The organism is Curtobacterium sp. RM9 (assembly GCF_054956955.1).
In genome coordinates this window covers 572709-594978 of the sequence record NZ_CM143271.1, presented here as the reverse complement: position 1 = coordinate 594978, position 22270 = coordinate 572709, and the positions used below count along the sequence as shown (strand labels likewise).

Genomic DNA, 22270 nt, shown 5'->3' with positions numbered 1-22270 from the left:
GGTCGGTCGTCGGACGGGATCGGAATGCCGCGGACCGGTCTCGTGTTGACTCGCGCCCGGAACTGAGTAGGTTTGCCGCTCGTGACCAACGAGATCCGGTCGTTGAAAGCGCGACTGATCGGGGATCCGCTCCCCTCCGAGAAGCTCGAAGGACAGCTCCTCCCGAAGCACCTGGCCCTGCCGATCTTCGCGAGCGACCCGCTGTCCTCCGTGGCGTACGCGCCGCAGGAACTCCTGATGATCCTGCTGCTCGGCGGCATGGCCTTCCTGACCTTCGCCCCGTGGGTCGCCGCCCTCGTCGTGCTGCTGCTCGTCGTGGTCGTCGCGTCCTACCGGCAGCTCATCAAGGCCTACCCGTCCGGCGGCGGCGACTACGAGGTCGCACACCGGAACCTCGGCGAGAAGGCCGGCCTCGTCGTGGCGAGCGCGCTGCTCGTCGACTACGTGATGACCGTCGCGGTGTCGGTGGCCTCTGGTGTCGACAACATCATCTCTGCGCTGCCCGGCCTCGATCCGTTCCGCGTCGAGATCGCGCTGTGCTTCGTCGTGCTCCTCGCCGCGGCGAACCTGCGTGGCGTCCGTGAGTCGAGCAAGGCCTTCGCCGTCCCGACCTACCTGTTCGTCGGCTCGGTGTTCGTCATGGTCGTCACCGGCCTGGTCCGCACGGCGCTGGGCAACGCACCGGTCGCCGAGTCCGCCGCGTACACCGTGCAGAACGTCGAGCACACCACACAGGCGGCGTTCGTCCTGCTGCTCCTGCGTGCCTTCGCGTCCGGCTGCTCCGCGCTGACCGGCGTCGAGGCGATCGCGAACGGCGTGCAGGCCTTCCGCCGCCCGAAGATCCAGAACGCGCAGAAGACGCTCGTGCTGATGGGGGCGATCGCCATCGTCCTGTTCATCGGGTTGATCACGCTGGCGCTCGTCTCCCGCGTGCACTACGCCGAGCGGGCCTGCGACCTGCAGGGCTTCACTGCCTGCGCCATGACGCCGCAGCGGTCCCTCATCGCCCAGATCGCGGCGGCGACGTTCGGCAACGGCTCCGTCCTGTTCTTCGTGATCCAGGCGACGACGGCGGCCGTGCTCCTCCTCGCCGCGAACACGGCGTTCAACGGGTTCCCGCTGCTCGGGTCGATCCTCGCCCGCGACTCCTACGCCCCCAAAGCGCTGTCCACCCGCGGCGACCGGCTCATCTACTCGAACGGCGTCATCGTCCTCGCGCTCGTCGCGGCCGCGCTGCTCGTGGTCTACCGCGCGAACGTCACGAGCCTCATCCAGCTCTACATCATCGGCGTGTTCGTCTCGTTCACGCTCGGGCAGACCGGCATGGTGCGGCACTGGACCCGGCTGCTCCGGGCGGACCGCGAGGGCACCGCGGACGGCCCCGTCGACCGCGGGCAGGTCTGGCGTTCGCTCACGATCAACTCGATCGGCGCGACCTTCACCTTCGTGGTGCTCGTGATCGTCACCATCACGAAGTTCACCCACGGCGCCTGGCTCGTGTTCGTGATCATGCCGGTGCTGTTCGTCCTCATGCTCGGTGTGAACCGGTACTACCGCGACGTGTCCCACGAGATCGAGGCCGACGTCGACACCGAGTTCGGTGCGACCGGAGACCACGCGATCGTGCTCGTGAACAAGCTGCAGAAGCCCGTGCTCAAGGCGATCGACTACGCCATCGCCGCCAAGCACGCCGGCCTCGAGGCGGTGCACGTCGCCATCGACGACGCCGAGGCAGCGCGGCTGACCCAGCAGTGGGCCGAGCACGGCATCGAGATACCGTTGACCGTCGTGCCGAGCCCCTACCGCGACATCTCGATGCCGCTCATCAAGTACATCAAGGCGCACCGGCTCGAGCACGGCTCCGAGGTCGTCACCGTCTACACGCCGGTCTTCGTGGTCGGGCACTGGTGGGAGGGGCTGCTCCACAACCACCGGGGCCGTCGCATCCGGAGGAAGCTGCTGCTCGTGCACGGCGTGACCGTCGCGCTCGTCCCGTGGCTGCTGGACTCCTCCGAGTTGCTCTACGGCAAGCGGTCGCGGCCGCTGCCCGGCCAGGAGCGCCGGGGCGAGCCCGTCCGCCCTCCGCTCCGACGATCCCCGCACGGCGTGTTCCGCTCCGAGGAGGCGGACCGCATCCTCCGATCGGAGGAGCGCAACAGCCTGCAGCCACGACGCGCGACGCGACCGGCCGGTCCCGCCGAGGGCGTCGACCAGACCCAGTGCACGGGCGAGATGCGCGTGCTCGTGCCGGCACCTCCGCGCCGTGACGGTCGGTCGTCGTAGCATCTGACGTCATGACCAGCGACCTGCGCACCTTCGCGACGTTCGACGGGCACGGCGGCAAGGTGTCGAAGCGCGTCGAGGTGCTCGACCACGAACCGACGGCAGGCAGCCCGTACGAGGGCATGGTCGCCGTCCGCGGGCAGCACCCGCTCGGCGCGGTCGACGAACGCCCCGCCGGCAGCGCCGTGATCGGCTGGGTCGACCCCGCCACGCTGCGCGACTGGTACCGGCCGGACCGCGTCGTCGTCACCCGGCTCGAGGCGCGTCGATCCGGCATCGAACCGGGCACGTACGCCGACTCCCGTGGACGCGGTCGCGTCCGCGTCGACGGTCTGGAGGCGCGGCTCGGCCCCGACGGTCGACCCGCCTTCCGCGCACTGGCCGGCCCCACCGACGCCCCGGTCGTCGACGTGCCCCTCCCCACCGACCAGGCGGTCCGGCTCGTCGCCGTTCGTGCCGTCGCCGAGGGACTCGAGATCGTCACCACGCCGGTGTCCCCGTTCCTCTCGCCGGGCGTCGTGACGACCCACGACGACGACGTCGTGGGTCTCCCGCCGCGGCCGGCCACCGGCGAGGTGACCGTGACCGCGGCCGTGCTGCTCGACGGGTCCCTGCACGAGGTCGAGCGCATCGACGAGCGCGCGGCGACGATCTGGATCCGCCGCGACGGCCGCTCGGTGCCGATCGCCGCGAGCGGGGTCGGCCCGGACCTGGTGCGGTACACGGTCGTCCGGGGGACGTGATCGCTGCGTGTCGGCCGTCGACCCGCGCGTACCTTCGGCGCCATGAGTGACGCAGACCAGCAGCAGACCCCCGACGCCGGCCACCAGGGCGAGACCCTGGGCGGCGAGCGCCCCGACCCCTCGACCACCGCGAGCAAGGACCCCGAGCAGTGGGTCACCGGTGACGAGCCGATGACCGGCCCGCAGCGCAGCTACCTCGACACCCTCGCCCGCGAGGCCGGCGAGGAGCTCCCCGCCGACCTCACGAAGGCGGAGGCGTCCGAGAACATCGACCGCCTGCAGCAGGAGACCGGCCGCGGCGCTTCCTGAGTCCGGTCCGCCGTTCGGTGGACCCGGGGCTGGGCGATGCCTGGCGAAGCCCGCAGAGGTCCCCGAGCGGCCCTCCGACGGAGGGGCTCCGGTGACGTGTCATCGGTAGCGTCGGCGCCATGCGAACGACATCGACCTCCATCGGCCTGACCGCGCTCCGCATCGTCCTCGGCGTGGTGTTCATCGCGCACGGCGCCCAGAAGTTCGGGCAGGGCATCCCGGCCGTGACCCAGGGATTCGCGGGCATGGGCGTCCCGCTCGCCGAGATCGCCGCTCCGCTCGTCGCGGGGCTCGAACTCGTCGGCGGGGCGCTGCTCGTGCTCGGCGTCGCCACCCGGATCGTCGGACTGCTGCTCGCGGTCGACATGGTCGTCGCAGGGCTGCTCGCCCACGCCACCGCCGGGTTCTTCTCGCAGGACGGCGGGTTCGAGTACGTGCTCGTCCTGGCCGTGGCCTCGCTCGCCGTGGCACTGACCGGGCCGGGGCGCTTCTCGTTCGACGCGCTCGTGCTGCGCCGTGCTCGACGCCGTCGCGGCATCGAGGAACCGCTGCCGGCCTGACGCGTTCGTGCCGGCCCGGTGCGCGTGCCCCGGCCCGTCGGTGGATCATCCACTGACGCCGGCCCCGCCCGTCGCCGTCCGATCGCCCGTCAGGACCCCTCGCCGAGTGCGGCGAGCACCTGGCGGGCGATCCGACGTCCGGCGCGGTTCGCCCCGATCGTCGACGCCTGCGGCCCGTAGCCGGCCAGGAACAGCCGCGGCTCGGCCGACGATCGCCCGTCCTCCACGACCACCCCGCCGGCCTCGGTCCGGAGGTGCAGCGGAGCGAGGTGCCGGAGGTCGGCCCGGAACCCGGTCGCCCAGATCACCGCGTCCGCGTGCACGTGCTCGCCCTCGACGGTGACGACGCCGTCCTCGTCCAGCCGGGTGAACATCGGTTCGTCGCGGAGGACACCGCTGTCGAGCCCGGCCCTGATCCGTCGCGAGACCGGGATGCCCGTCCCGCCGACGATGCTCGGCAGGGGCCGTCCCGCACGCGCGGCACGGTCCTGCTCCTGCACGGCCGCGACGGCCGACTCCACGTCGAGCGCCGAGGTCTCGGACCAGACGACCGGACGGCGCGCGAACCACCGCGTCCGGGCCGCCACGCCGTCGAGCTCGAGGAGGAAGCCGATCGCGCTCGTCCCGCCGCCGACCACGACGACGTCCTGCCCGCGGAACTCGCTCGCCGCGCGGTACCCGGTCGTGTCGAGCTGGCGCCCGCGGAAGACGTCGCGCCCCGGGTACCAGGGGACGAACGGCGTGCCCCACGTGCCCGAGGCGTTCACGACGACGTCGGCCACGAGGGTGCCCGTGCGACCGTCCGGCGCGCGGGTCGTCACCGCGAGGCCGTCCTCGGTGCGCTCGACCGCGACGACGGCCACGGGGCGGCGGACGCGCAGGTCGTAGCGCTCCTCGAAGCGCCGGTAGTACTCGGCGACCACGTCGCGCGCGGGTCGCGACCGGTCCGCGTCCTCGAACCGCAGCCCCATCTCGGGCATGCCGGGCAGGTCGTGCACCCGGTGCGCCCAGCCCAACCGCAGCGCTTCCCACCGGAACTGCCACGCGCCTCCCGTGCCGCTCGCACGGTCGAGGACGACCATGTCCTCGCCCGGCGTCACTCCGAGTCTGCTCAGGTGGTACGCCACCGACAGGCCGGCCTGTCCCGCGCCGATCACGACCACGCGGGCGCGCTGCGCGACCGGGGGCGTGGCGTCGTCGGTCATCCCTCCGATCCTACTGAGAGCGGGGGACGTCGCGGCGTCGTCCGGATCGGGGTACATGGTAGAGTGATCGGCAGATTTCCAACCAAGAACCGTTCGGTTCCCCGGGTGCGCTCAGTACCCGCCAGGACCGGACCAGAGCCGATCACGAGGGGGTCACGCATGGGGCGCGGCCGTCAGAAGGCAAAGCACACCAAGGTGGCTCGGGAGCTGAAGTACTTCAGCCCGGAGACGAACTACGGTGCACTCGAACGCGAGCTCTCCGCCGGGCAACACTCGGACGAGAACTCCTACGTCGACCGCTGGGCAGACCAGTACGGCGACGAGGACGAGGACGAGCTCGAGACCCAGCAGGACCAGAACAAGTCCGCCTGACCGACTCATCGTCGACGCCGCGCAGCCCTCGGGCAGCGCGGCGTTCTGTCGTGTGCGGGCGGAGTGCGCGTCGGTTCGTGTCGAACGATGCACGCGCACCGACGGTCACGCGCATGCACGCGCCGGCGCCGGCGCGCCGCAGGGCCGCGGGGCCTCAGCCCGCGTACGCCCCCACGAGCCGCACGGCCCCGCCGTCCACGCCCTTCGCGCCCTGCTCGAACCCGGCGAGGTCGCGCGCCGACATCGACACCGTGCCGACGCTCCACGACGGCAGCCCGGCCGCCCCGAGCGAGGCGATGACGTCCGCCGCCGCCGACGCCGCGACGACCGCGAACATGCCGACGCCGAGGTTCCAGGTGCCCTCGGTCTCCTCGATCCGGGTCCCCGCCATGTCGGCGAGCACGCGGAACACCGGCAGAGGCTGCCACGTCGAGCGGTCGACCTCGACCCAGGACCCGACGGGCAGCACCCGCGCGAGGTTCGCCGCGATGCCGCCGCCGGTCACGTGCGAGAGCGAGTGGACGGCACCGGGGTGCGCGCCGAGCAGGTCGAGCAGCGGCGTCGTGTAGAGGCGCGTCGGCTCGAGCAGGGCCTCGCCGACGGAGACCGAGCCGAACTCGGGCAGCTGGTCGGTGAAGGCGACGCCCCGCCCGGCGAGGACGTGCCGGACGAGCGAGTAGCCGTTCGAGTGCAGGCCGGAGGACGCGATCGCCACGACGACGTCGCCGTCCTCGACCCGGTCGGCACCGAGCACGGCGCCGGCGTCGACCACACCGGTCGCGGCACCCGCGACGTCGTAGTCGTCCGGGCCGAGCAGCCCCGGGTGCTCCGCGGTCTCGCCTCCGACGAGGGCGGTGCCCGTCTCGGAGCAGCCGCGGGCGATGCCGGCGACGATGTCCGCGATCCGGTTCGGCACGACGCGGCCGCACGCGATGTAGTCGGTCATGAAGAGCGGCTTCGCGCCGACCACCACGATGTCGTCGACGACCATGCCGACGAGGTCGAGGCCGATCGTGTCGTGCTTGTCGATCGCCTGCGCGATGGCGACCTTCGTGCCGACGCCGTCGGTCGAGGTCGCGAGCAGCGGACGTTCGAGTTCCTTCAGGGCCGAGACGTCGAAGAGCCCCGCGAAGCCGCCGACCCCGCCGAGCACCGATGCGCTGTGGGTGGCCGAGACGGCGGACTTCATGAGCTCGACGGCCAGGTCACCGGCGGCGGTGTCGACACCGGCCTCTGCGTACGGGTTGGGCATGTGTCGTCCTCCGCTGGGCATGGCAGACTTGTTCGGTCCCCCCGATTCTACCGATCTGGAGCACCCCCGCGAATGTGCGGCATCGTCGGCCTCGTGTCACAGGGCCCAGCCAACCAGTCCATCTACGACGCACTGCTCCTCCTGCAGCACCGGGGACAGGACTCGACGGGCATCGCCACCGTCGAGGGTCACATCCACCACATGCACAAGACGCGTGGACACGTGCGGGAGTCGTTCCGCACCCGTGACATGCGCGCACTCCTCGGGACGATGGGCCTCGGCCACGTCCGGTACGCCACAAAGGGCGCCGCGAGCAACGAGGAGGAGGCCCAGCCGTTCTACGTGAACGCGCCGTACGGCATCGTCCTCGTGCACAACGGCAACCTGACGAACACGCGCGAGCTCACCCGCGAGCTGTTCGACATCGACCGCCGCCACCTCAACACCAGCTCGGACACCGAGCTGCTCGTGAACGTCCTCGCGCACGAGCTGCAGGGCCAGGTGCGCGGCAAGGACCTCGACCCCGGCCAGGTCTTCGACGCCGTCGAGCGCGTGCACGAGCGGGTCGAGGGCTCGTACGCCGCGATCGCGACCATCGCCGGGCACGGCCTGCTCGCGTTCCGCGACCCGTTCGGCATCCGCCCGCTCATCCTCGGCCACAAGTTCGACGAGGCCGGCAGCCCGGAGTGGGTCGTCGCGAGCGAGTCGCTGGTGCTCGAGTCCGGCGGCTACGAGATCGTCCGCGACATCGCCCCCGGCGAGGCCGTGTTCATCGAGATGGACGGGCAGATGCACGCCCGCCAGTGTGCGAAGAACCCGCGCCTGGTCCCCTGCTCGTTCGAGTACGTCTACCTCGCCCGGCCCGACTCCGTGATGAACGGCATCTCGGTGTACGAGGCACGCCTGCGCCTCGGCAACCGGCTCGCCGACACCATCGCGCAGTACGCCCCGACCGGGGACATCGACGTCGTCATGCCGATCCCGGACTCGAGCCGACCGGCGGCCATGCAGGTCGCGCAGAAGCTCGGCATCGACTACCGCGAGGGCTTCTTCAAGAACCGCTACGTCGGCCGGACGTTCATCATGCCCGGGCAGGCGGAGCGCAAGCGGTCGGTGCGCCAGAAGCTCAACGCGATGTCGTCCGAGTTCAAGGGCAAGAACATCCTGATCGTCGACGACTCGATCGTGCGCGGCACGACGAGCCGCGAGATCGTCGAGATGGCCCGTGCCGCCGGCGCGAACGAGGTCACCTTCACCTCCGCCGCTCCCCCGGTCCGGTACCCGCACGTGTACGGCATCAACATGCCGACCCGCGCGGAGCTCATCGCGCACGACCGGAAGATCCCGGAGATCAACCGCGTGCTCGGCAGCGACCACCTCATCTACCAGGAGGTCGCCGACATGCGGGACGCTATCATCGAGGGCTCGGACGTCACCGAGCTCGAGATGAGCTGCTTCACGGGCGACTACGTCACGGGCACCGTGACGCCCGAGTACCTCGCCTGGGTGGAGGCGAACCAGCTCAGCTGAGCCGCGTCCTCGACGCGACCACCGAACCGACTGGAGGCGCGGTGCCAGCCGGCACCGCGCCTCCAGTCCGTCGATCTGGTCGCGTCTACCGCGACTGGTCGCCGTGGTCCTCGATCTCGCCCTCGACCGTCTCGGGTGCCGGCTCGACCTCGACGCGCTCCGCCGTGAGCGCCGCGGCGCGACGCGCGAGGACGCGGTCGAGCACGACCGCGACGACCGCGCCGAGGAAGGCGCCGATCGAGACGCCGGCGAGGCTGAAGTAGCCGACGAGCTGGCCGAAGCTGGCGTCCTCCTGCTGCCCCTCGAGGCCCGTGGTCAGCGTGACCAGCAGCACGGTCGCGAGGAAGCCGAGGAGCGCACCGCCGAGGATGAACACGCCGAACTTCGGGGCGCGGCGGATCGTCACCTGGTCGGAGGATGAGACCGCGTTCGGCGCGGGGGCCGGGCGGTCGTCGGGTCGGTCGGTGTCGCTCACGCGTCCATTGTCCCCCACTGTGGGACGTGCTCCGCCCTGTCCGCCGCCCGCGTTCCGGGAGAGGATGGTCCGACCGATCGGAGCCCCAGGGGCGGAGGTGAGACGCATGCCCGGACGGGCCACAGCCGGACACGGCGGCGCACCCCGCGTGCCCGCCCGTGTCGCCTGGCCGGTGCTGCAGCGACGCGAGGACGACCGCGCCGTGGCCGTCGTCGCCGAGCACCGGTGGAGCGTCGCCCTGGTCGGCGCCCCGGGTCTCGGCAAGAGCTCGTCCGCTGTCCGGGTGGCCGAGCGGGTCGCCGCGGCGGACGCCCGGACGCTCGTCGTGCCGATCACCGCGGTCCCCGGCGGCCGGACGATGCCCTTCGGAGCGGTCGTCGAGCGCTTCGGCGAGCTGCCGTCCTCGTTCGCCGAGCTGCTCGGCGACGCCGGGGCCGAGGAGCGTCTGCGCAGCATCGCGGACACCACGGAGCACGACGTGCTGCTCCGGGTCGACGACGCGGACCACCTCGACGCCATCTCCGCCCGGTACGTCGCCTGGCTCGTCCGCGAGCAGGGCGCCCGGCTCGTGCTCACCTGCCGCGACTTCACCGCGCTCCCGGAGCCGCTCCGGGCGCTGTGGCAGGACGACCTGCTCGAACGCATCGACCTCGCCCCGCTCGACCTGCACGAGACCGCCGCGCTCGTCGCGTCCGCGCTCGGGGCGCAGCTGGAGACGGCCTCGACGGAGCGGGTGCACCGGGCGACGGCCGGCAACCCGCTGTACCTGCGCGAGGTGGTGCGGGCGGCCCTGGCGTCCGGCGCACTCGAGCAGACGGCCTCGGGCTGGTACTGGCGTGGCCGGGTCACGGCGTCGAACAGCCTCGCCGACATGTACCGGACGGAGCTCGGGGCGCTGCCGGAGGACCTCCGCGACGTCGTCGACATCGTGGCCCTCGCCGACCCGATCCCGCTCGCCCGGCTCCTCGCCCTCGTCGGTGGTGGGGACGTCGACCGCGTCGTCGCGCTCGGCCTCGTCCGGATCGACGCGCTCGACGACGGCGCCCCGGTGGTCCGACCGTCGCACCCGCTCGTCGGCGAGGTCGTCCGCGGCCTCGTCCCCGTCGCCCGTCGGACGGCGCTCTTCGCGCGGGCCAACGCGTTCCGCACCGACCGCCCCGAGGGTGCGCCGCCCGCCGCCCGGCTCCGTGCGGCGCTCTGGTCGCTCGACTGCGGTGTGCTGCCCCCGGTGGACCGGCTGCTCGACGCCACCCAGGTCGCGGTGCGGCTGCAGGAGCACGAGAGCGCCGTGGCCCTGGCGTCGGCCGCCCTCCGGACGACGCTCGGTCCGGACGAGCGGGTCGCCGCGCTCTGCCTGCGTTCGCTGGCGCACTCGTACAGCACCGGGCGCGAGGCCGGCCGGGCCGACGCGGAGGCCGCGTGGGCCACCGTCCGCGCCGCTGGGCACGAGATCACCCCTGCAGCGGTCATCGAGGCGTGCGAGACCCTGGCGAACATCCGGCAGTTCCACGACGACGACGTCACCGCGGCGGTCGCACTGACCGACGCCGCGGCCGCGTTCGTCACGGGCGAGGACGCCGAGCGGCTCCGGTTGCTGCGCCTGGCGCACCTCGGCTGGGGCGGTCGCTTCGCCGAGGTCCGCGACGAGGTCGAACGGTCGGGCATCGTGCACGCACCGACCGTGCCGTTCGCCTTCCTCATGGTCGCGCCCTGTGCCGTGATGGCCCTCGCGACCGCCGGGCGGCTCGACGACGCGGCGTCCCTCGGCCGTCGGGCGCTCGCGACCGCGGTCGAGCACCTCGAGGACGCACCGTGGAGCGTCGGCGAGATCGTCTCCGTGCTCCACCAGGTGCAGGTCTGGCGCGGGGACATCGCCGAGCTGCTCACCGAGGTCCCGGTGCGCCGGTCGAGTCCGTACCTGAAGTACGACTTCACGCTGGAGCTCATCGGCGACGGCAACCTGGCGATCGGACAGCGTCGGTGGGACGACGCCGTGGCCGCGTTCTCGGCCGCGTGCGAGCGGTACGACGTCGCCGACCACGGCGGCTTCGCGGCCTACCCCTGGGCACGGCTGGCGCTGTCGTACGCCTACGCCGGGAAGGCCGAGGAGGCCGCCGCGGCGCTCGACCGTGCCCGGTCGCGACCGCTGCGCGCGATGCGGATCACCGGCGAACAGGTCGCGGTGTCGATCGCCTGGACCGAGGCCCTGCTCGGCAACCCGGCGGGCCTCCGGCACGCGGACGAGATCATCGAGCGCGCGACGGCGGACGGCGCGTGGACGCACGTCATGTACGCCGAGACGCTGCACTACTCGAACGACATGCTGCACGGCCGCGACACCGCCGCGTCGCTCCGACGGATGCGCCGCGCAGCCACCCGGGTGGACGGCCCGCTCGCCGCCGCGATCGTCGAGTACGCCGACGCGGTCCGCGGCAAGGACCGCACGCGCACCGTCGCGGCGCAGGGGGCCCTGGCGACGTGCGGGATGGCCGTGACGGCGGGACGGCCGAAGCCACCGCTGACGAACCGTGAGTACGAGGTCGCGGTGCTCGCGGCCCAGGGCCTGAGCAACCGACGGATCGCCGAGACGCTGGGGCTGTCGGTCCGGACGATCGACGCGCACCTGTCGCGGGTGTTCGCGAAGTGGGACCTGCACTCGCGGACGGAGCTCGGCGAACTGTTGTGATCCGGCGGCCGGATCTGCAGAAACGTTGCGGATTGCAGCGCGACGCGCCGGTGCGCTTGACACGGTGCGACGAAAGTCGCGTACGGTGGTCTGCGTCGCCGGGTTCGGACCCGTTCGGGTCGGGTCCGAATCCCGGCGACTTCCACGCTAGACAACCGGTTGCGTCCGTCGCATCGGTAGGACCTACCTAATTCGTTCCCCGGCCGTCCTCGGTCTGGAGGAACGGGGCGGGCCCGCCGCGTGCCTCCAGACCGCAGCTCCGTCGGCTCAGGCGTCGAGGCGGACCGGCAGGAACGCCGTCAGGTCAGCTCGCGATCCGGACGCGCTGACGCGCGACGCGGCGACCGCCGCGTCCCAGGACAGCTCCCCCGTCGCCAGGGCGAGCCACGTCGCCGCGTCCGTCTCGACGACGTTCGGCGGCGTGCCCCGGGTGTGCCGCGGACCGGACACCGCCTGCACGGCCGCGAACGGCGGCACGCGGACCTCGACGCTGTTGCCCGGCACGTCGTCGGCCAGCCGCTGCAGCGACCAGCGGACCGCGGTGGCGAGCGTCGGTCGAGCGGTCTCGCCGGCGAGCACGGCGGTCAGGGCGGCACGCCCCTCGGCGTCCTCGATCCTCCTCGGTGGCATGTCCACAGGCTAGCCCCGGCATCGCGGGCGACGAGTCGGGATCGGTAGGGTGATCGGGTGCGAATCCTCGTCCTCGGTTCCGGTGCCCGCGAGCACGCCATCATCACGGCCCTCCTCGCCGAGCAGGCGGGACACGTCATCACGGTCGCGCCCGGCAACGCCGGCATCGCCGCCGACGTCGAGACGGTCTCCCTCGACCCGACGAACGGCGCGCTCGTCGCCGAGTACGCGCTCGAGAACGGCGTCGACCTCGTCGTCGTGGGTCCCGAGGCGCCGCTCATCGCCGGCGTGGCCGACCCGCTGCGCACCCGCGGCATCCCGGTGTTCGGGCCGAGCAAGGCCGCCGCGCAGCTCGAGGGGTCGAAGGCGTTCGCGAAGCGCATCATGGCCGAGGCCGGTGTGCCGACCGGACGCCCGGTCTCCGCGGGCACGGTGGACGAGGCCGTCGCCGCGATCGACGAGCTCGGCGCTCCCTACGTCGTGAAGGCCGACGGACTGGCAGCGGGCAAGGGCGTCCTCGTGACCGACGACCGGCAGGCCGCGATCGACCACGCCACGTACTGGCTGCAGCACGGGCACGTCGTGGTCGAGGAGTTCCTCGACGGCGAAGAGGTCTCGCTGTTCTTCCTGAGCGACGGGCACGACGTCCGCGCACTCAGCCCGGCGCAGGACGCCAAGCGGCTCGGCGACGGCGACACCGGCCCGAACACCGGTGGCATGGGCGCCTACTCGCCGCTGCCCTGGCTCGCCGACCGGTGGCCGTCCGAGCGGGCCTTCGTCGACGAGGTGACCGACCTCGTCGCGCTCCCCACCGTCCGTCGGCTCGAGCACGAGGGCACCCCCTTCGTCGGGCTGCTCTACTGCGGGCTCATCGTCACCGAGCAGGGCGTGCGGGTCATCGAGTTCAACGCCCGCTTCGGCGACCCGGAGACACAGGTGGTGCTCCCCCGGCTCGCGACGCCGCTCAGCACGCTGTTGACCGCCGCGGCGACCGGGCAGCTCACGGGCACCCCGGACCCGGAGTTCCACGACGAGGTCGCCGTGACCGTCGTCCTGGCGAGCGAGGGGTACCCGGAGAACCCGCACACCGGTCGGGTGATCACCGGCGTGGACCGGGCGAACGCGCGCGACGGTGTCTCGGTCGCGCACGCGGCGACCGGCCTGCTCGACGGCGAGCTCGTCGCGACCGGGGGCCGTGTGCTCAGCGTCGTCGGCACCGGCACCACCTTCGCCGAGGCTCGCGACCGCGCCTACGCCGGGCTCGGCGACATCACGCTCGACGGTGGGCAGTACCGTACCGACATCGCCGCGAAGGTCGCGCGGTGAGCGCGCCGGTGCTCGACGGCTGGCAGCACGTCTCCTCCGGCAAGGTCCGCGAGCTCTACGTCCCCGTCGGCACGCCCGACGTCGCGGCCGCCAGCGAACTGCTCCTCGTCGCCTCCGACCGGGTCAGCGCCTACGACTTCGCGCTCGAGCCGCCGATCCCGGGCAAGGGCGAGCTCCTCACCCGTCTGTCCCGGTTCTGGTTCACGCGCCTCGCGGACGTGCCGAACCACCTCATCGCACCCTCCGCCGGTGGGACCCCGGTGCCGGCGTCCGTCGCCGCGCGGTCGATGCACGTGATGCCGCTCGAGATGTTCCCGGTCGAGTGCGTCGTCCGCGGGTACCTCGTCGGCAGCGGCTGGGCCGAGTACCAGGAGACCGGCAGCGTCTGTGGCGTCGCACTGCCCGCGGGGCTGTCGAACGGCGACCGCCTGCCCGAGCCGATCTACACGCCCGCCTACAAGGCACCGCAGGGCGAGCACGACGAGAACATCTCCTACGAGCAGACCGTCGAGCTCGTGGGCGCGGACGTCGCGGCACAGCTGCGGGACCTCTCCTTGCGCGTGTACTCCGAGGCCGCCGCGATCGCCCTCGAGCGCGGCGTCGTGATCGCGGACACGAAGTTCGAGTTCGGGCGCGACGCCGACGGCATCGTCCGGATCGCGGACGAGGTCCTGACGAGCGACTCCAGCCGGTACTGGGACGCCCGCTCGGGCAACCGGACCGAGTCGTTCGACAAGCAGATCGTGCGCGACTGGCTCAGCGCCAACTGGGACCGGCAGGGAACCCCACCGGTGCTGCCCGAGGCGATCGTGACGCGGACGGCCGAGCGCTACCGCGAGCTGATCGAGCGACTCGGGGCGTAGCGGCCTCAGTCGCGCGCGACGACCACCACGGTGAGGTCGTCGCCCGGGTCGTGCGTCGTCGCGCGCTTCCGGACGCGCTGCAGGAAGGCGTCGATGTCCGCCGATCCCCGGTAGCCGGCACCGAGCCAGGACAGCGAGTCGAGCGTCGAGTCCCAGAGCTCGAGGGCACCGTCGCTCACCACGAGCAGCGAGTCCCCGGGCTCGAGCACGAGCGAACCCGACGCCCGCGGGAGTGCGGCCGGGTGCAGGCCGATCGGCAGGTCGGAGGAGCGCAGCACGGTCTCGGAGCCGTCGGCGTGCAGGTGCAGGACGAGGCCGTGCCCGGCGTCGGCGAACGCCATGCGGCCCGACGCCGGCTCGAGGCGCCCGTGGAACATCGTGGCGAAGGACTCGGCACGGCCCAGGTCGGCGCCGACCTGCGCGTCGAGAGCGGCGACCGCGGTGTCCGGGTGCTCGTCGTCGCGCGCGAGCAGTGCGCCGCGGATCGTCGCGGCGAGCAGCCCCGCCGACATGCCCTTGCCCATCACGTCCGCGACGCTGAGGTGCAGCGCGCCGCCGGCGACGTGCCAGTCGTGGAAGTCCCCCGAGACGACGCCGTGCGGCACGGACATGCCACCGATCCGGTAGCCCGGCACGTCGACGGGCGCGGGCTCGAGCCCGGCGAGCACCCGGCGGAGTCGGTCCTCGTCGGCGCCGGCCGAGAGTTCGCGCTCCGCCCAGACACCGAGCTCCTCGAGCAGGGCGAGGTCGTCCGGGTCGAGCGTGCGCGGCTGCTGGTCGACCAGGCAGAGCGTGCCGACCTTCACGTCGTCGTCGCCGAGGCGGAGCGGGACGCCCGCGTAGAAGCGGACGTTCGGGTCGTCGGTCACCATCGGGAGGTCGGCGAACCGCGGGTCGGCGAGGGCGTCCGGCACGAGCACCGCGCCGGGGGCGGCGAGGGTCCGGCCGCAGAAGGTGTCCTGCAGCGGGATGACCGGGTCGAACCGCTGGTCGCTCTGCTGCGACTTCAGCGTCAGGGTCTCGGTGCCGGCCAGGTTGATGAACGAGCCGCTCACGCCGAAGGCCTCGCGTGCGATGCGGGTGATGCGGTCGAACCGTTCCTCGGCCCCGCCCTCGACGACGTCGAGCGCCGCGAGGAGCGCTGCACGGCGGACGGCGTCCGGGGCGGTGGGAGCGGAGACGGCCGACTCGTGGTGCATGCCTCAACGCTAACGCGGGAACCGGACAGTCCCAGTCCCCAGTACGGAGGACGCGGAGCCGTGCATCCGGTGGGAGGTGGCGGACGCAGCAGGGATACCCTTCCAGCGTGTTCCGCCCCATCCTCCGCCGTGCGTTGCCGGTCGTCCTCACCGCGACGGTCGCGGCCCTCGTCCTCACCGGGTGCGGGGCGCACGACTCCACCGGGCAGGTCGCCGTGACGGTGTCGGCGAACGCTGCCGACCACCCCTACGAGGTCGAGGTGTACGCCGCCACCGGGAAGCTCTCGGAGCACCAGCGTGTGTTCCCCGGCGGGACCGCGGACTTCGCCGGGGTGCCCCTCGGCGAGGTCACCGTCCGGGCGCGGGACCTCTGCGCGCAACACACGACGGTGACGAACGGGTCGATCGCCGCGGTGACGCTGAGCACGACGGGCTGCTGAGCACGACCAGCTGCTGAACGCGACGGGCCGCTGGCGACGCAGGGCCGCGACCCCGGCCGGCCTGGGGGACCTCCCCGGGGCCACCCTCGCGATCGGACGCCCGACTAGCGTGGCCGGCATGGAACACCTGGAACCGCCGACGACGGCGTCGGTGCAGGGGTTCGTGGACGCCCTGGCCGAACCCGCCGTCGTCTTCGACCGCCACCTCGACGTCGTCGCTGCGAACCGCATCGCCGGTGCGGTGTCCGCATCGCTGACGGTCGGTTCGAACCTCGCGCGCTCGACGTTCCTCGACCCGGCGGTCGAGGACGCGTCCGATGCCTGGGACGTCGAGGTCCGCCGGACGGCAGCGATGCTGCGGGACTCCCTCGAACAGCACGAGGAGGACGCCCGGTTCCGGACGCTCGTCGGCGAACTCATGGCGCGCAGCCCGGCCTTCGCGACGGAGTGGGCGGCCGCCGACCGTCGTCCGGCGGTCCGGGGCACGACGGTGTTCCGGCACCCGCTCGTCGGGCGCCTGCCGCTGCGGTGGGAACAGCTGCGCCGGCGGGACGACTTCGAGCACGTGCTCGTGCTGTGGGCGCCGGTGGACGCGGACGCGAGCGCACGGCTGGACGAGCTCCGTGCGGTCGTCGCCCGAGCAGGCTGACGCGAGGCCGTCCACGGCACGGCACGCGGCGTCGCGACCGGACGCACCCGTGCGGGTCAGCTGATGCGCGTCTCCCCCGGCACGCTGTCCGTCCGCGCGATGCCCTGCTGCACCTGCGCCGCGAGGTAGGCGACCGCCGCTGCGGCGGGCGTGCCCGGGTCTGCCCAGAAGGTCACGAGCACGTGTGAGCTGCCCGGGATCGCGAGGTTCTGCCACCGGAAGTCCACCCAGCCGATCGGGTGGATCCAGTGCCGGGACGCCCCGGCCCGCTGGACCGCCACGTCGTGTCTGGCCCAGATCGCGGCGAACTCGGGCACCTGCAGTGTCAGGGTGCCGACGATCTCCTGCAGCCGCGGGTCCTCGGGCTCGGCGTGCATCCGCAGCGCGGCGACGGTGCGGTGCGCCGTCGCCGCCCAGTCGGCGGCGTGCTGTCGGGACGCGTCGGAGAACACCTGCAGCACGAGGTTCGCGCCGGGCTCCATGTAGCCGGGTCCGAGCGCGCTCGCGAGGGCGTTCGACAGGACGATGTCCTGGTTCCGGTCCATGACGAACGCCGGGGTGTGCGCCCACTGCCCCAGCAGTGCCCGGACCGAGTCGTCCACGCCGGGGGCGGTCACGGTCGGTGGGGTCGACCGCGGGTGCGCGAGTCGGCGCATGTAGCCCGCGGCCTCGTCGTCGAGCCGCAGCGCCCGGGCGAGTGCGGCCAGCACCTGGTCGGACGGCTGGTGGTCGCGGCCCCGCTCGAGGCGCAGGTAGTACTCCGCGCTGATGTCCGCGAGGCGTGCGACCTCCTCGCGGCGCAGCCCGTCGACCCGGCGCCCCGGCTCGCGCGGGAGTCCGACGTCCTCGGGCTGCACGAGCGCGCGCCGCGCGCGGAGGTACTGCCCCAGTCCGGATCGACGCGCATCCACGGGGGAAGGATAGCCGGAATCCGCAGTCCGCGCGAGAACCATCGTTCTCCCGGGCGCGTCAGGTCATCGCCGCGCGATCGCCTCGGTCCGGGCGACCACGTCCGCCCCGGTGCGCGCCGTCCGCGCGACGGTCTCTCGCGGGCTCTCGCCGAAACGCTCCCGGTAGTGCGCGGCGAAGCGGCCGAGGTGCGTGAACTGCCACCGCCGGGCGACCTCGGCCACCGTGACGAAGGTCGATCGCCGCCCCTGGAACTCGAGGTGCACCCGGTCGAGCCGCACCTCGCGGAGGTACCGCATCGGCGTCACGGCCAGGCGCCGACGGAACAGGTCCTGCAGCCCGCGCTCACTGAGGCCTGCCCCGTTGGCGATGTCGGCCACGTCGACGGGGTCGGCTGCGTGGTCGTGCACGAAGCGGATCGCACGACGCAGCCGGTCCTCGACGTCCTGCCGCGAGCGGGTGAAGGTCGACGCGACCACCGTGGCGACGCGCTGGTCGAGCTCGGTCCGCTCGGCCGTCGGCAGGGCCGGGTCGAGGAGCCGCTCGGTGACCTCGCGGAGCAGGGTGAGCAGTGGCTCCACCGTGGGGTCGCCCGGCTCGGGCTGCACGAACTCGGACGGGTCCCCCGCCTCACCGAGCGCTGCCGGCGCCACGTGCAGCAGCGTCATGCCCGCGGCGTCCGTCTCGAAGCCGTAGGCGACGGGCGCCGAGAGCATCATCGGTCGACCCGGTGCGACCTCCCACCGGTCGCCGCCGTCGGAGGTCAGGGTGGCGCCGCCGTCCCACAGGACGAAGACGACGTGGTCCGGACGAGGACCGATCGTGCCGGAGCGGGGCGCACCCGACGTCCGGATCTCCCGGAGGGTGACGGCGTCGTCACCACCGGTCCGGTAGTCGAACACCTCGTCGGCTGACGTCACGGCGCACCTCGGCTCACAGGGTCGGACCGCCCGTGGGACGGTCCGAGAACGCTACCGCCGACCCCCCGCGGTGCCGGTCGCCCGCACCGCACCGGCCCGCACTGTCCGACACGCGCACCGCGCGCCACCCGACGCCCGCGACGCACCGTCACGGGACTCCGGCACGTCACGGCCGGTCCGGGACCGCGTCCCACTCGTCACCGTGGCGGGACAGCACGCCCCACCGTGACGTCGGCCACGTGATGACGAAGGCGCGCCCGACCACGTCGGACTCCGGGACGGTGCCGTGCATGCGCGAGTCGGCGGACTCGTACCGGTTGTCACCCATCACCCAGAGCTGCCCGGCGGGCACGGTGACCGAGAAGTCGAGCTCCGCGACCCGGTCGGACCCGGCACGGAGCTGGACGTACGGCTCGTCGACCGGGTGCCCGTTCACCGAGAGCCGACCGTCGGCGTCGCAGCAGGACACCCGGTCGCCGGGCAGGCCGATCACGCGCTTGATGAGGTCCTCGCCCTGCCCCGGGCCGAGCCAGCCGCCCGGGTCGCGGAACACCACGACGTCCCCGCGGCGCAGCGGCACGGCACCCGGCACGAGCTCGTTCACGAGGACCCGGTCCCCGACGAGCAGCGTGCGCTCCATCGACGCCGAGGGGATGTAGAAGGACCGCACCAGGTACGTCTTCACCAGGAACGACGCCAGCAGCGCCACCACCACGATGACCACGACGTCGCGGAGGAACTTCCACCCCGGACGCCGGTCGGACCGCTGTGTCTCACTCAATGCGTCAGCACCACCTTCACGGCCCCGATCACGAAGGCGACCACGGCGAGCGCGATGCCGCCGTAGAGGCCGGCGAAGGTGGGACGACGCCCGCTGAACCGCTGCATGACGACCCCCACGAGGCCGAGGCGCACCGCGAGGATCACGAGCGCGGCCGTCTGTGCCCACGGTGCCGGCAGCCACCCGATCCACGCCGCCGCGTAGAGCACGGCCGGGATGAGCCCCGAGGTCGCGATCGGGTTCGCGCCGCGCACGATGGTCACGGCGGACTCCCGGCGCTCGTCGTCGGACGCGCCGTCGTCTCCGATGCCGTGTGCCACGAGGTGCGCGAGCACGTGTGCGACGTAGGTCAGGACCGCGGTCGCGAGGACCGCCCAGACCGCCGCACCGTGCCGGATCGCTTCCGGGTCGACGGCGATGGCAGCAGCGAGCACCGTGATGTTGCCGTAGACGTACGACGACAGGCGGTCACGGAGCTGGTCGACGGGCAGCTCGGACGGATGGGGGCGTCCGCCACGGCGGCCGCGCGGCCACTCCAGCAGACGGCGAGGACGGGGCATCCCCCCATCCTGGCCCGTCCACGGCGCGCTCCGCCGTCAGGACACCGGGTGCGATGACAAGCTGGCCGGACGGCGCACGGCGGCGCCGCCGACGGGAGGAACGCAGCATGTCCGACAGACCCCTCGCCCTGGTGACCGGGGTCGGCCGCAAGGCCGGCATCGGTGCCGCGATCGCATCGCGGCTCGCGACGGACGGCTGGGACCTGGCCCTGTCGTGGTGGGGCCCGTACGACGAGCGGGTGCACGGCGCCGCCGATCCGGGAGGGATCGACGACGTGGTCGCCGCCTGCGAGCACGTGGGTGCACGTGTGTCGCGCCTCCCGGTCGACCTGGCCGATCCGGAACAGGCGGCCGCGCTCGTCGGCCGCGCCGAGGCGGCGGCGGGCGTCCCCGTCACGGCCCTCGTCCTGTCGCACTGCGAGTCGGTGGACTCCGACTTCGCGACGACCACGCTGGAGTCCTTCGACCGGCACCTCGCGGTGAACGCCCGGGCGCCGTTCCTGCTCGTGCAGGCGTACGCGAAGCGCTTGCGCGAGGGAGCACCGGCTCCGGTCGACCGACGGCGGGTCGTCGCCCTGACGAGCGACCACGTCGGCTTCAACCTGCCGTACGGCACGAGCAAGGGGGCACTCGACCGCCTCGTGATCGGGGCCGCGATCGAGCTCGGTGACGTCGCCGTGAGCGCGAACGTCGTCAACCCCGGGCCGAACGACACCGGGTGGATGACCGACGAGATCCGCGAGGCCGCCGTGGCGCAGACGCCGCTCGGACGCCCGTCGATGCCGGCCGACACGGCGGCGCTGGTCGGGTTCCTGCTCGGCCCGGACGGCGGATGGGTGAACGGGCAGCTCCTGAAGACCGACGGCGGGTTCAGCGCGAAGTGAGCCCACACGCCGGTTTGGTTGACGCGTCAACCAAACCGGCGCACACTGGGGCCATGCACACGCAGGACCTCCTCGCCGCGGACACCGGGATGGGCGCCGTCACCCTCCGGGTCGCCGACCTCGACGCCATGGTCGAGTACTACCGGGACGGCGTCGGGCTGGCGGTGCTCGCGAACGCCGGTGGGACCGCGGTCCTCGGCCGCGGCACGACGCCGATCGTCGTCCTCGAGCACGCCCCCGCGATGCGCCACGCAGCGCCGCACGAGGCAGGCCTCTTCCACACCGCGATCCTGTTCGACACGCAGGCCGACCTCGCCGCAACGCTGTACTCCGTCGCCACGAAGTACCCGCAGACCTTCACCGGCAGCGCCGACCACCTCGTGAGCAACGCCTTCTACTTCCAGGACCCAGAGGGCAACGGCGTCGAGCTGTACTGGGACCGAGACCGCACCGAGTGGTCCTGGACCCACGGCATGGTGGACATGGCCACGATCTACGTCGATCCGAACGCGTTCGTGCAGGAACACCTGACGCAGCCCGCCCTGTCGCTCGCGCCGTCCCGACCCGGCCGGGTCGGCCACGTGCACCTGTCCGTCGGGGACGTCGCCACCGCGAAGGCGTTCTACGTCGACCGGCTCGGCTTCGCGACCACAGCGGCGATGGGTGACCAGGCGCTGTTCGTCAGCGCGGGCGGCTACCACCACCACATGGCGATGAACACCTGGAACTCGCGCGGAGCCGGGCGGCGGCAGCAGGCGCTCGGGCTCGGTCTCGTCCGGATCGAGGTCCCGGGCGCGGACGACCTCGGCGCACTCGTCGAGCGGATGAACGACGCCGGCGTGCAGACCGCCGACGACGGGCAGACGGTGGCGTTCGAGGACCCGTGGGCCAACCGCATCGAGGTCGGTGCGCCCGGTCGGGGGTGACGGGGTGGGCGAACCCGAGTCTCGCGCGGGCGCACCCGAGTCTCGCGCTCAGCGACACCTCTCGGCCTCCCGCGCACGAGGACTGTCGCTCAGCCCGAGACACGGGTGGCGGCGTCGCACGTGCCGCTGCACCCTGACCAGGCACGCCGGGCAGGATGGGCGGGTGAGCGAAGACATCCGGTGGGAGGTGGTCGAGGAGAGCGCACTGTCGCTCCCCGACCACGAGGCGATCGCGGCCATGCTGGGACAGGCGTTCCCGGACTGGTCGCACTGGTACGTGGGCGGTCGCAGCTGGGCCGGCATGCAACCCGAGCGCCGCATCCTCGCCCGCGGTGCTGACGACGTCGTCCTCGCGCACGTCGGCATCCGACGCATGTTCATCACCGTGGGCGGGCAGGACGTGCTCGTCGGCGACACCGGCCTCGTCGCCGTCGCACCCCGCCTGCAGGGCACCGGCGTCGGCCGCGAGCTGCTCGACCGCGCGGACGCTGTCCTCGAGGGCCTCCGCGTGCCGTTCGGGCTGCTCAGCACCGGCGAGGACCGCGTGCCGTTCTACGCGCACCTGGGGTGGCACGAGCTCGACGGTGCCGTGGGCACCTTCTCCGCGTTCACCGCGGACGGCGCCGGGGTCACCGAGACCGAGCAGGGCGGTTGGATGGTCCGCCCGGTCGAGGCCCGGCTCGAGGACTGGCCGGCCGGTCCGCTCCTGCTGAACGGTCAGCAGGTCTAGCCAGGACCACGCAACGGACGGGAGGCACGGTGCCAGCT

Annotated in this window: 23 protein-coding genes; 14 read left to right on the top strand and 9 right to left on the bottom strand. The window is 72.8% G+C overall.

What is annotated here, in order from left to right; genetic code table 11:
- Positions 1-72: 72 nt before the first annotated feature.
- The 4 genes from ACY3FI_RS02900 (at position 73) to ACY3FI_RS02885 (ending at position 3895) form a co-directional block, all read left to right on the top strand.
- Entirely contained in the window at positions 73-2283 is a 2211-nt protein-coding gene (locus ACY3FI_RS02900) for an APC family permease (RefSeq protein ID WP_462549235.1), read from the top strand.
- A gap of 11 nt (positions 2284-2294) precedes the next feature.
- Positions 2295-3026: a hypothetical protein gene (locus ACY3FI_RS02895; protein WP_462549234.1), complete on the top strand. Its 732-nt coding sequence runs from the start codon at positions 2295-2297 to the stop codon at positions 3024-3026.
- A gap of 42 nt (positions 3027-3068) precedes the next feature.
- A complete protein-coding gene (locus ACY3FI_RS02890) occupies positions 3069-3335 on the top strand; it encodes a DUF3072 domain-containing protein (protein ID WP_462549233.1) in 267 nt (88 codons plus the stop codon).
- Positions 3336-3454: 119 nt separating this feature from the next.
- Positions 3455-3895: a DoxX family protein gene (locus ACY3FI_RS02885; RefSeq protein ID WP_462549232.1), complete on the top strand. Its 441-nt coding sequence runs from the start codon at positions 3455-3457 to the stop codon at positions 3893-3895.
- 89 nt (positions 3896-3984) lie between these two features.
- Here the strand turns inward: ACY3FI_RS02885 and ACY3FI_RS02880 are convergent, their stop codons facing one another.
- Complete coding sequence (locus tag ACY3FI_RS02880; RefSeq protein ID WP_462549231.1) at positions 3985-5100, bottom strand: FAD-dependent oxidoreductase; 1116 nt, start codon at positions 5098-5100, stop codon at positions 3985-3987.
- 159 nt (positions 5101-5259) lie between these two features.
- On the opposite strand from ACY3FI_RS02880, the gene ACY3FI_RS02875 reads away from it, so the two are divergent.
- Positions 5260-5472, top strand: a complete 213-nt coding sequence (locus ACY3FI_RS02875; RefSeq protein WP_462549230.1) for a DUF3073 domain-containing protein — start codon at positions 5260-5262, stop codon at positions 5470-5472.
- 154 nt (positions 5473-5626) lie between these two features.
- Here the strand turns inward: ACY3FI_RS02875 and purM are convergent, their stop codons facing one another.
- Entirely contained in the window at positions 5627-6724 is a 1098-nt protein-coding gene (gene purM / locus ACY3FI_RS02870; RefSeq protein WP_462549229.1) for a phosphoribosylformylglycinamidine cyclo-ligase, read from the bottom strand.
- Positions 6725-6796: 72 nt separating this feature from the next.
- Here purM and purF point away from each other — a divergent pair, with 72 nt between their 5' ends.
- A complete protein-coding gene (gene purF / locus ACY3FI_RS02865; protein ID WP_462549228.1) occupies positions 6797-8254 on the top strand; it encodes an amidophosphoribosyltransferase in 1458 nt (485 codons plus the stop codon).
- 85 nt (positions 8255-8339) lie between these two features.
- Here purF and ACY3FI_RS02860 read toward each other — a convergent pair whose 3' ends face one another.
- The gene (locus ACY3FI_RS02860) at positions 8340-8729 is read right to left on the bottom strand and encodes a hypothetical protein (RefSeq protein ID WP_462549227.1); all 390 of its coding nucleotides are present in this window, start codon (positions 8727-8729) and stop codon (positions 8340-8342) included.
- Positions 8730-8835: 106 nt separating this feature from the next.
- Between ACY3FI_RS02860 and ACY3FI_RS02855 the strand changes: the two genes are divergently transcribed.
- The gene (locus tag ACY3FI_RS02855; protein WP_462549226.1) at positions 8836-11415 is read left to right on the top strand and encodes a helix-turn-helix transcriptional regulator; all 2580 of its coding nucleotides are present in this window, start codon (positions 8836-8838) and stop codon (positions 11413-11415) included.
- A gap of 267 nt (positions 11416-11682) precedes the next feature.
- On the opposite strand, the gene ACY3FI_RS02850 is transcribed toward ACY3FI_RS02855, so the two are convergent.
- Positions 11683-12045 (bottom strand): sterol carrier family protein, encoded by a 363-nt coding sequence (locus ACY3FI_RS02850; RefSeq protein ID WP_462549225.1) that lies wholly within the window; start codon positions 12043-12045, stop codon positions 11683-11685.
- A 57-nt stretch (positions 12046-12102) separates the two neighbouring features.
- Between ACY3FI_RS02850 and purD the strand changes: the two genes are divergently transcribed.
- Entirely contained in the window at positions 12103-13371 is a 1269-nt protein-coding gene (purD, locus tag ACY3FI_RS02845) for a phosphoribosylamine--glycine ligase (protein WP_462549224.1), read from the top strand.
- Positions 13368-14234, top strand: coding sequence for a phosphoribosylaminoimidazolesuccinocarboxamide synthase (locus ACY3FI_RS02840; RefSeq protein ID WP_462549223.1), 867 nt, complete (start codon positions 13368-13370; stop codon positions 14232-14234). The genes purD and ACY3FI_RS02840 overlap by 4 nt, the downstream gene beginning before the upstream one ends.
- Before the next feature lie 5 nt (positions 14235-14239).
- Here ACY3FI_RS02840 and ACY3FI_RS02835 read toward each other — a convergent pair whose 3' ends face one another.
- Positions 14240-15433: a PP2C family protein-serine/threonine phosphatase gene (locus ACY3FI_RS02835; protein WP_462549222.1), complete on the bottom strand. Its 1194-nt coding sequence runs from the start codon at positions 15431-15433 to the stop codon at positions 14240-14242.
- A 107-nt stretch (positions 15434-15540) separates the two neighbouring features.
- On the opposite strand from ACY3FI_RS02835, the gene ACY3FI_RS02830 reads away from it, so the two are divergent.
- Together ACY3FI_RS02830 and ACY3FI_RS02825 are read left to right on the top strand one after the other, a co-directional pair.
- A complete protein-coding gene (locus ACY3FI_RS02830) occupies positions 15541-15873 on the top strand; it encodes a hypothetical protein (protein ID WP_462549221.1) in 333 nt (110 codons plus the stop codon).
- A gap of 118 nt (positions 15874-15991) precedes the next feature.
- Positions 15992-16522, top strand: coding sequence for an MmyB family transcriptional regulator (locus ACY3FI_RS02825; RefSeq protein ID WP_462549220.1), 531 nt, complete (start codon positions 15992-15994; stop codon positions 16520-16522).
- Positions 16523-16578: 56 nt separating this feature from the next.
- Here ACY3FI_RS02825 and ACY3FI_RS02820 read toward each other — a convergent pair whose 3' ends face one another.
- From ACY3FI_RS02820 to ACY3FI_RS02805, 4 genes are all read right to left on the bottom strand, one after another.
- Entirely contained in the window at positions 16579-17433 is an 855-nt protein-coding gene (locus ACY3FI_RS02820) for a helix-turn-helix domain-containing protein (protein WP_462549219.1), read from the bottom strand.
- A gap of 63 nt (positions 17434-17496) precedes the next feature.
- Positions 17497-18351 carry a helix-turn-helix transcriptional regulator gene (locus ACY3FI_RS02815; RefSeq protein WP_462549218.1) on the bottom strand — a complete coding sequence of 285 codons (855 nt, stop codon included), beginning with the start codon at positions 18349-18351 and terminating at the stop codon, positions 17497-17499.
- A 166-nt stretch (positions 18352-18517) separates the two neighbouring features.
- A complete protein-coding gene (gene lepB / locus ACY3FI_RS02810; RefSeq protein WP_462549217.1) occupies positions 18518-19132 on the bottom strand; it encodes a signal peptidase I in 615 nt (204 codons plus the stop codon).
- The gene (locus ACY3FI_RS02805; protein ID WP_462549216.1) at positions 19129-19692 is read right to left on the bottom strand and encodes a hypothetical protein; all 564 of its coding nucleotides are present in this window, start codon (positions 19690-19692) and stop codon (positions 19129-19131) included. The genes lepB and ACY3FI_RS02805 overlap by 4 nt, the downstream gene beginning before the upstream one ends.
- A 107-nt stretch (positions 19693-19799) precedes the next feature.
- Between ACY3FI_RS02805 and ACY3FI_RS02800 the strand changes: the two genes are divergently transcribed.
- From ACY3FI_RS02800 to ACY3FI_RS02790, 3 genes are all read left to right on the top strand, one after another.
- The gene (locus tag ACY3FI_RS02800) at positions 19800-20576 is read left to right on the top strand and encodes an SDR family oxidoreductase (RefSeq protein ID WP_462549215.1); all 777 of its coding nucleotides are present in this window, start codon (positions 19800-19802) and stop codon (positions 20574-20576) included.
- 53 nt (positions 20577-20629) lie between these two features.
- A complete protein-coding gene (locus ACY3FI_RS02795) occupies positions 20630-21502 on the top strand; it encodes a VOC family protein (RefSeq protein ID WP_462549214.1) in 873 nt (290 codons plus the stop codon).
- A gap of 163 nt (positions 21503-21665) precedes the next feature.
- A complete protein-coding gene (locus tag ACY3FI_RS02790; RefSeq protein WP_462549213.1) occupies positions 21666-22232 on the top strand; it encodes a GNAT family N-acetyltransferase in 567 nt (188 codons plus the stop codon).
- Positions 22233-22270 lie beyond the last annotated feature (38 nt).

What these genes read in the sequence shown, in the direction of transcription:
- ACY3FI_RS02895 (WP_462549234.1), top strand. Translation starts at nt 2,295, where the DNA reads ATGACCAGCGACCTGCGCACCTTCGCGACGTTCGACGGGCACGGCGGC.
- ACY3FI_RS02890 (WP_462549233.1), top strand. Translation starts at nt 3,069, where the DNA reads ATGAGTGACGCAGACCAGCAGCAGACCCCCGACGCCGGCCACCAGGGC.
- ACY3FI_RS02885 (WP_462549232.1), top strand. Translation starts at nt 3,455, where the DNA reads ATGCGAACGACATCGACCTCCATCGGCCTGACCGCGCTCCGCATCGTC.
- ACY3FI_RS02880 (WP_462549231.1), bottom strand. Translation starts at nt 5,100, where the DNA reads ATGACCGACGACGCCACGCCCCCGGTCGCGCAGCGCGCCCGCGTGGTC.
- ACY3FI_RS02875 (WP_462549230.1), top strand. Translation starts at nt 5,260, where the DNA reads ATGGGGCGCGGCCGTCAGAAGGCAAAGCACACCAAGGTGGCTCGGGAG.
- purM (WP_462549229.1), bottom strand. Translation starts at nt 6,724, where the DNA reads ATGCCCAACCCGTACGCAGAGGCCGGTGTCGACACCGCCGCCGGTGAC.
- purF (WP_462549228.1), top strand. Translation starts at nt 6,797, where the DNA reads ATGTGCGGCATCGTCGGCCTCGTGTCACAGGGCCCAGCCAACCAGTCC.
- ACY3FI_RS02855 (WP_462549226.1), top strand. Translation starts at nt 8,836, where the DNA reads ATGCCCGGACGGGCCACAGCCGGACACGGCGGCGCACCCCGCGTGCCC.
- ACY3FI_RS02850 (WP_462549225.1), bottom strand. Translation starts at nt 12,045, where the DNA reads ATGCCACCGAGGAGGATCGAGGACGCCGAGGGGCGTGCCGCCCTGACC.
- ACY3FI_RS02835 (WP_462549222.1), bottom strand. Translation starts at nt 15,433, where the DNA reads ATGCACCACGAGTCGGCCGTCTCCGCTCCCACCGCCCCGGACGCCGTC.
- ACY3FI_RS02825 (WP_462549220.1), top strand. Translation starts at nt 15,992, where the DNA reads ATGGAACACCTGGAACCGCCGACGACGGCGTCGGTGCAGGGGTTCGTG.
- ACY3FI_RS02805 (WP_462549216.1), bottom strand. Translation starts at nt 19,692, where the DNA reads ATGCCCCGTCCTCGCCGTCTGCTGGAGTGGCCGCGCGGCCGCCGTGGC.
- ACY3FI_RS02800 (WP_462549215.1), top strand. Translation starts at nt 19,800, where the DNA reads ATGTCCGACAGACCCCTCGCCCTGGTGACCGGGGTCGGCCGCAAGGCC.
- ACY3FI_RS02795 (WP_462549214.1), top strand. Translation starts at nt 20,630, where the DNA reads ATGCACACGCAGGACCTCCTCGCCGCGGACACCGGGATGGGCGCCGTC.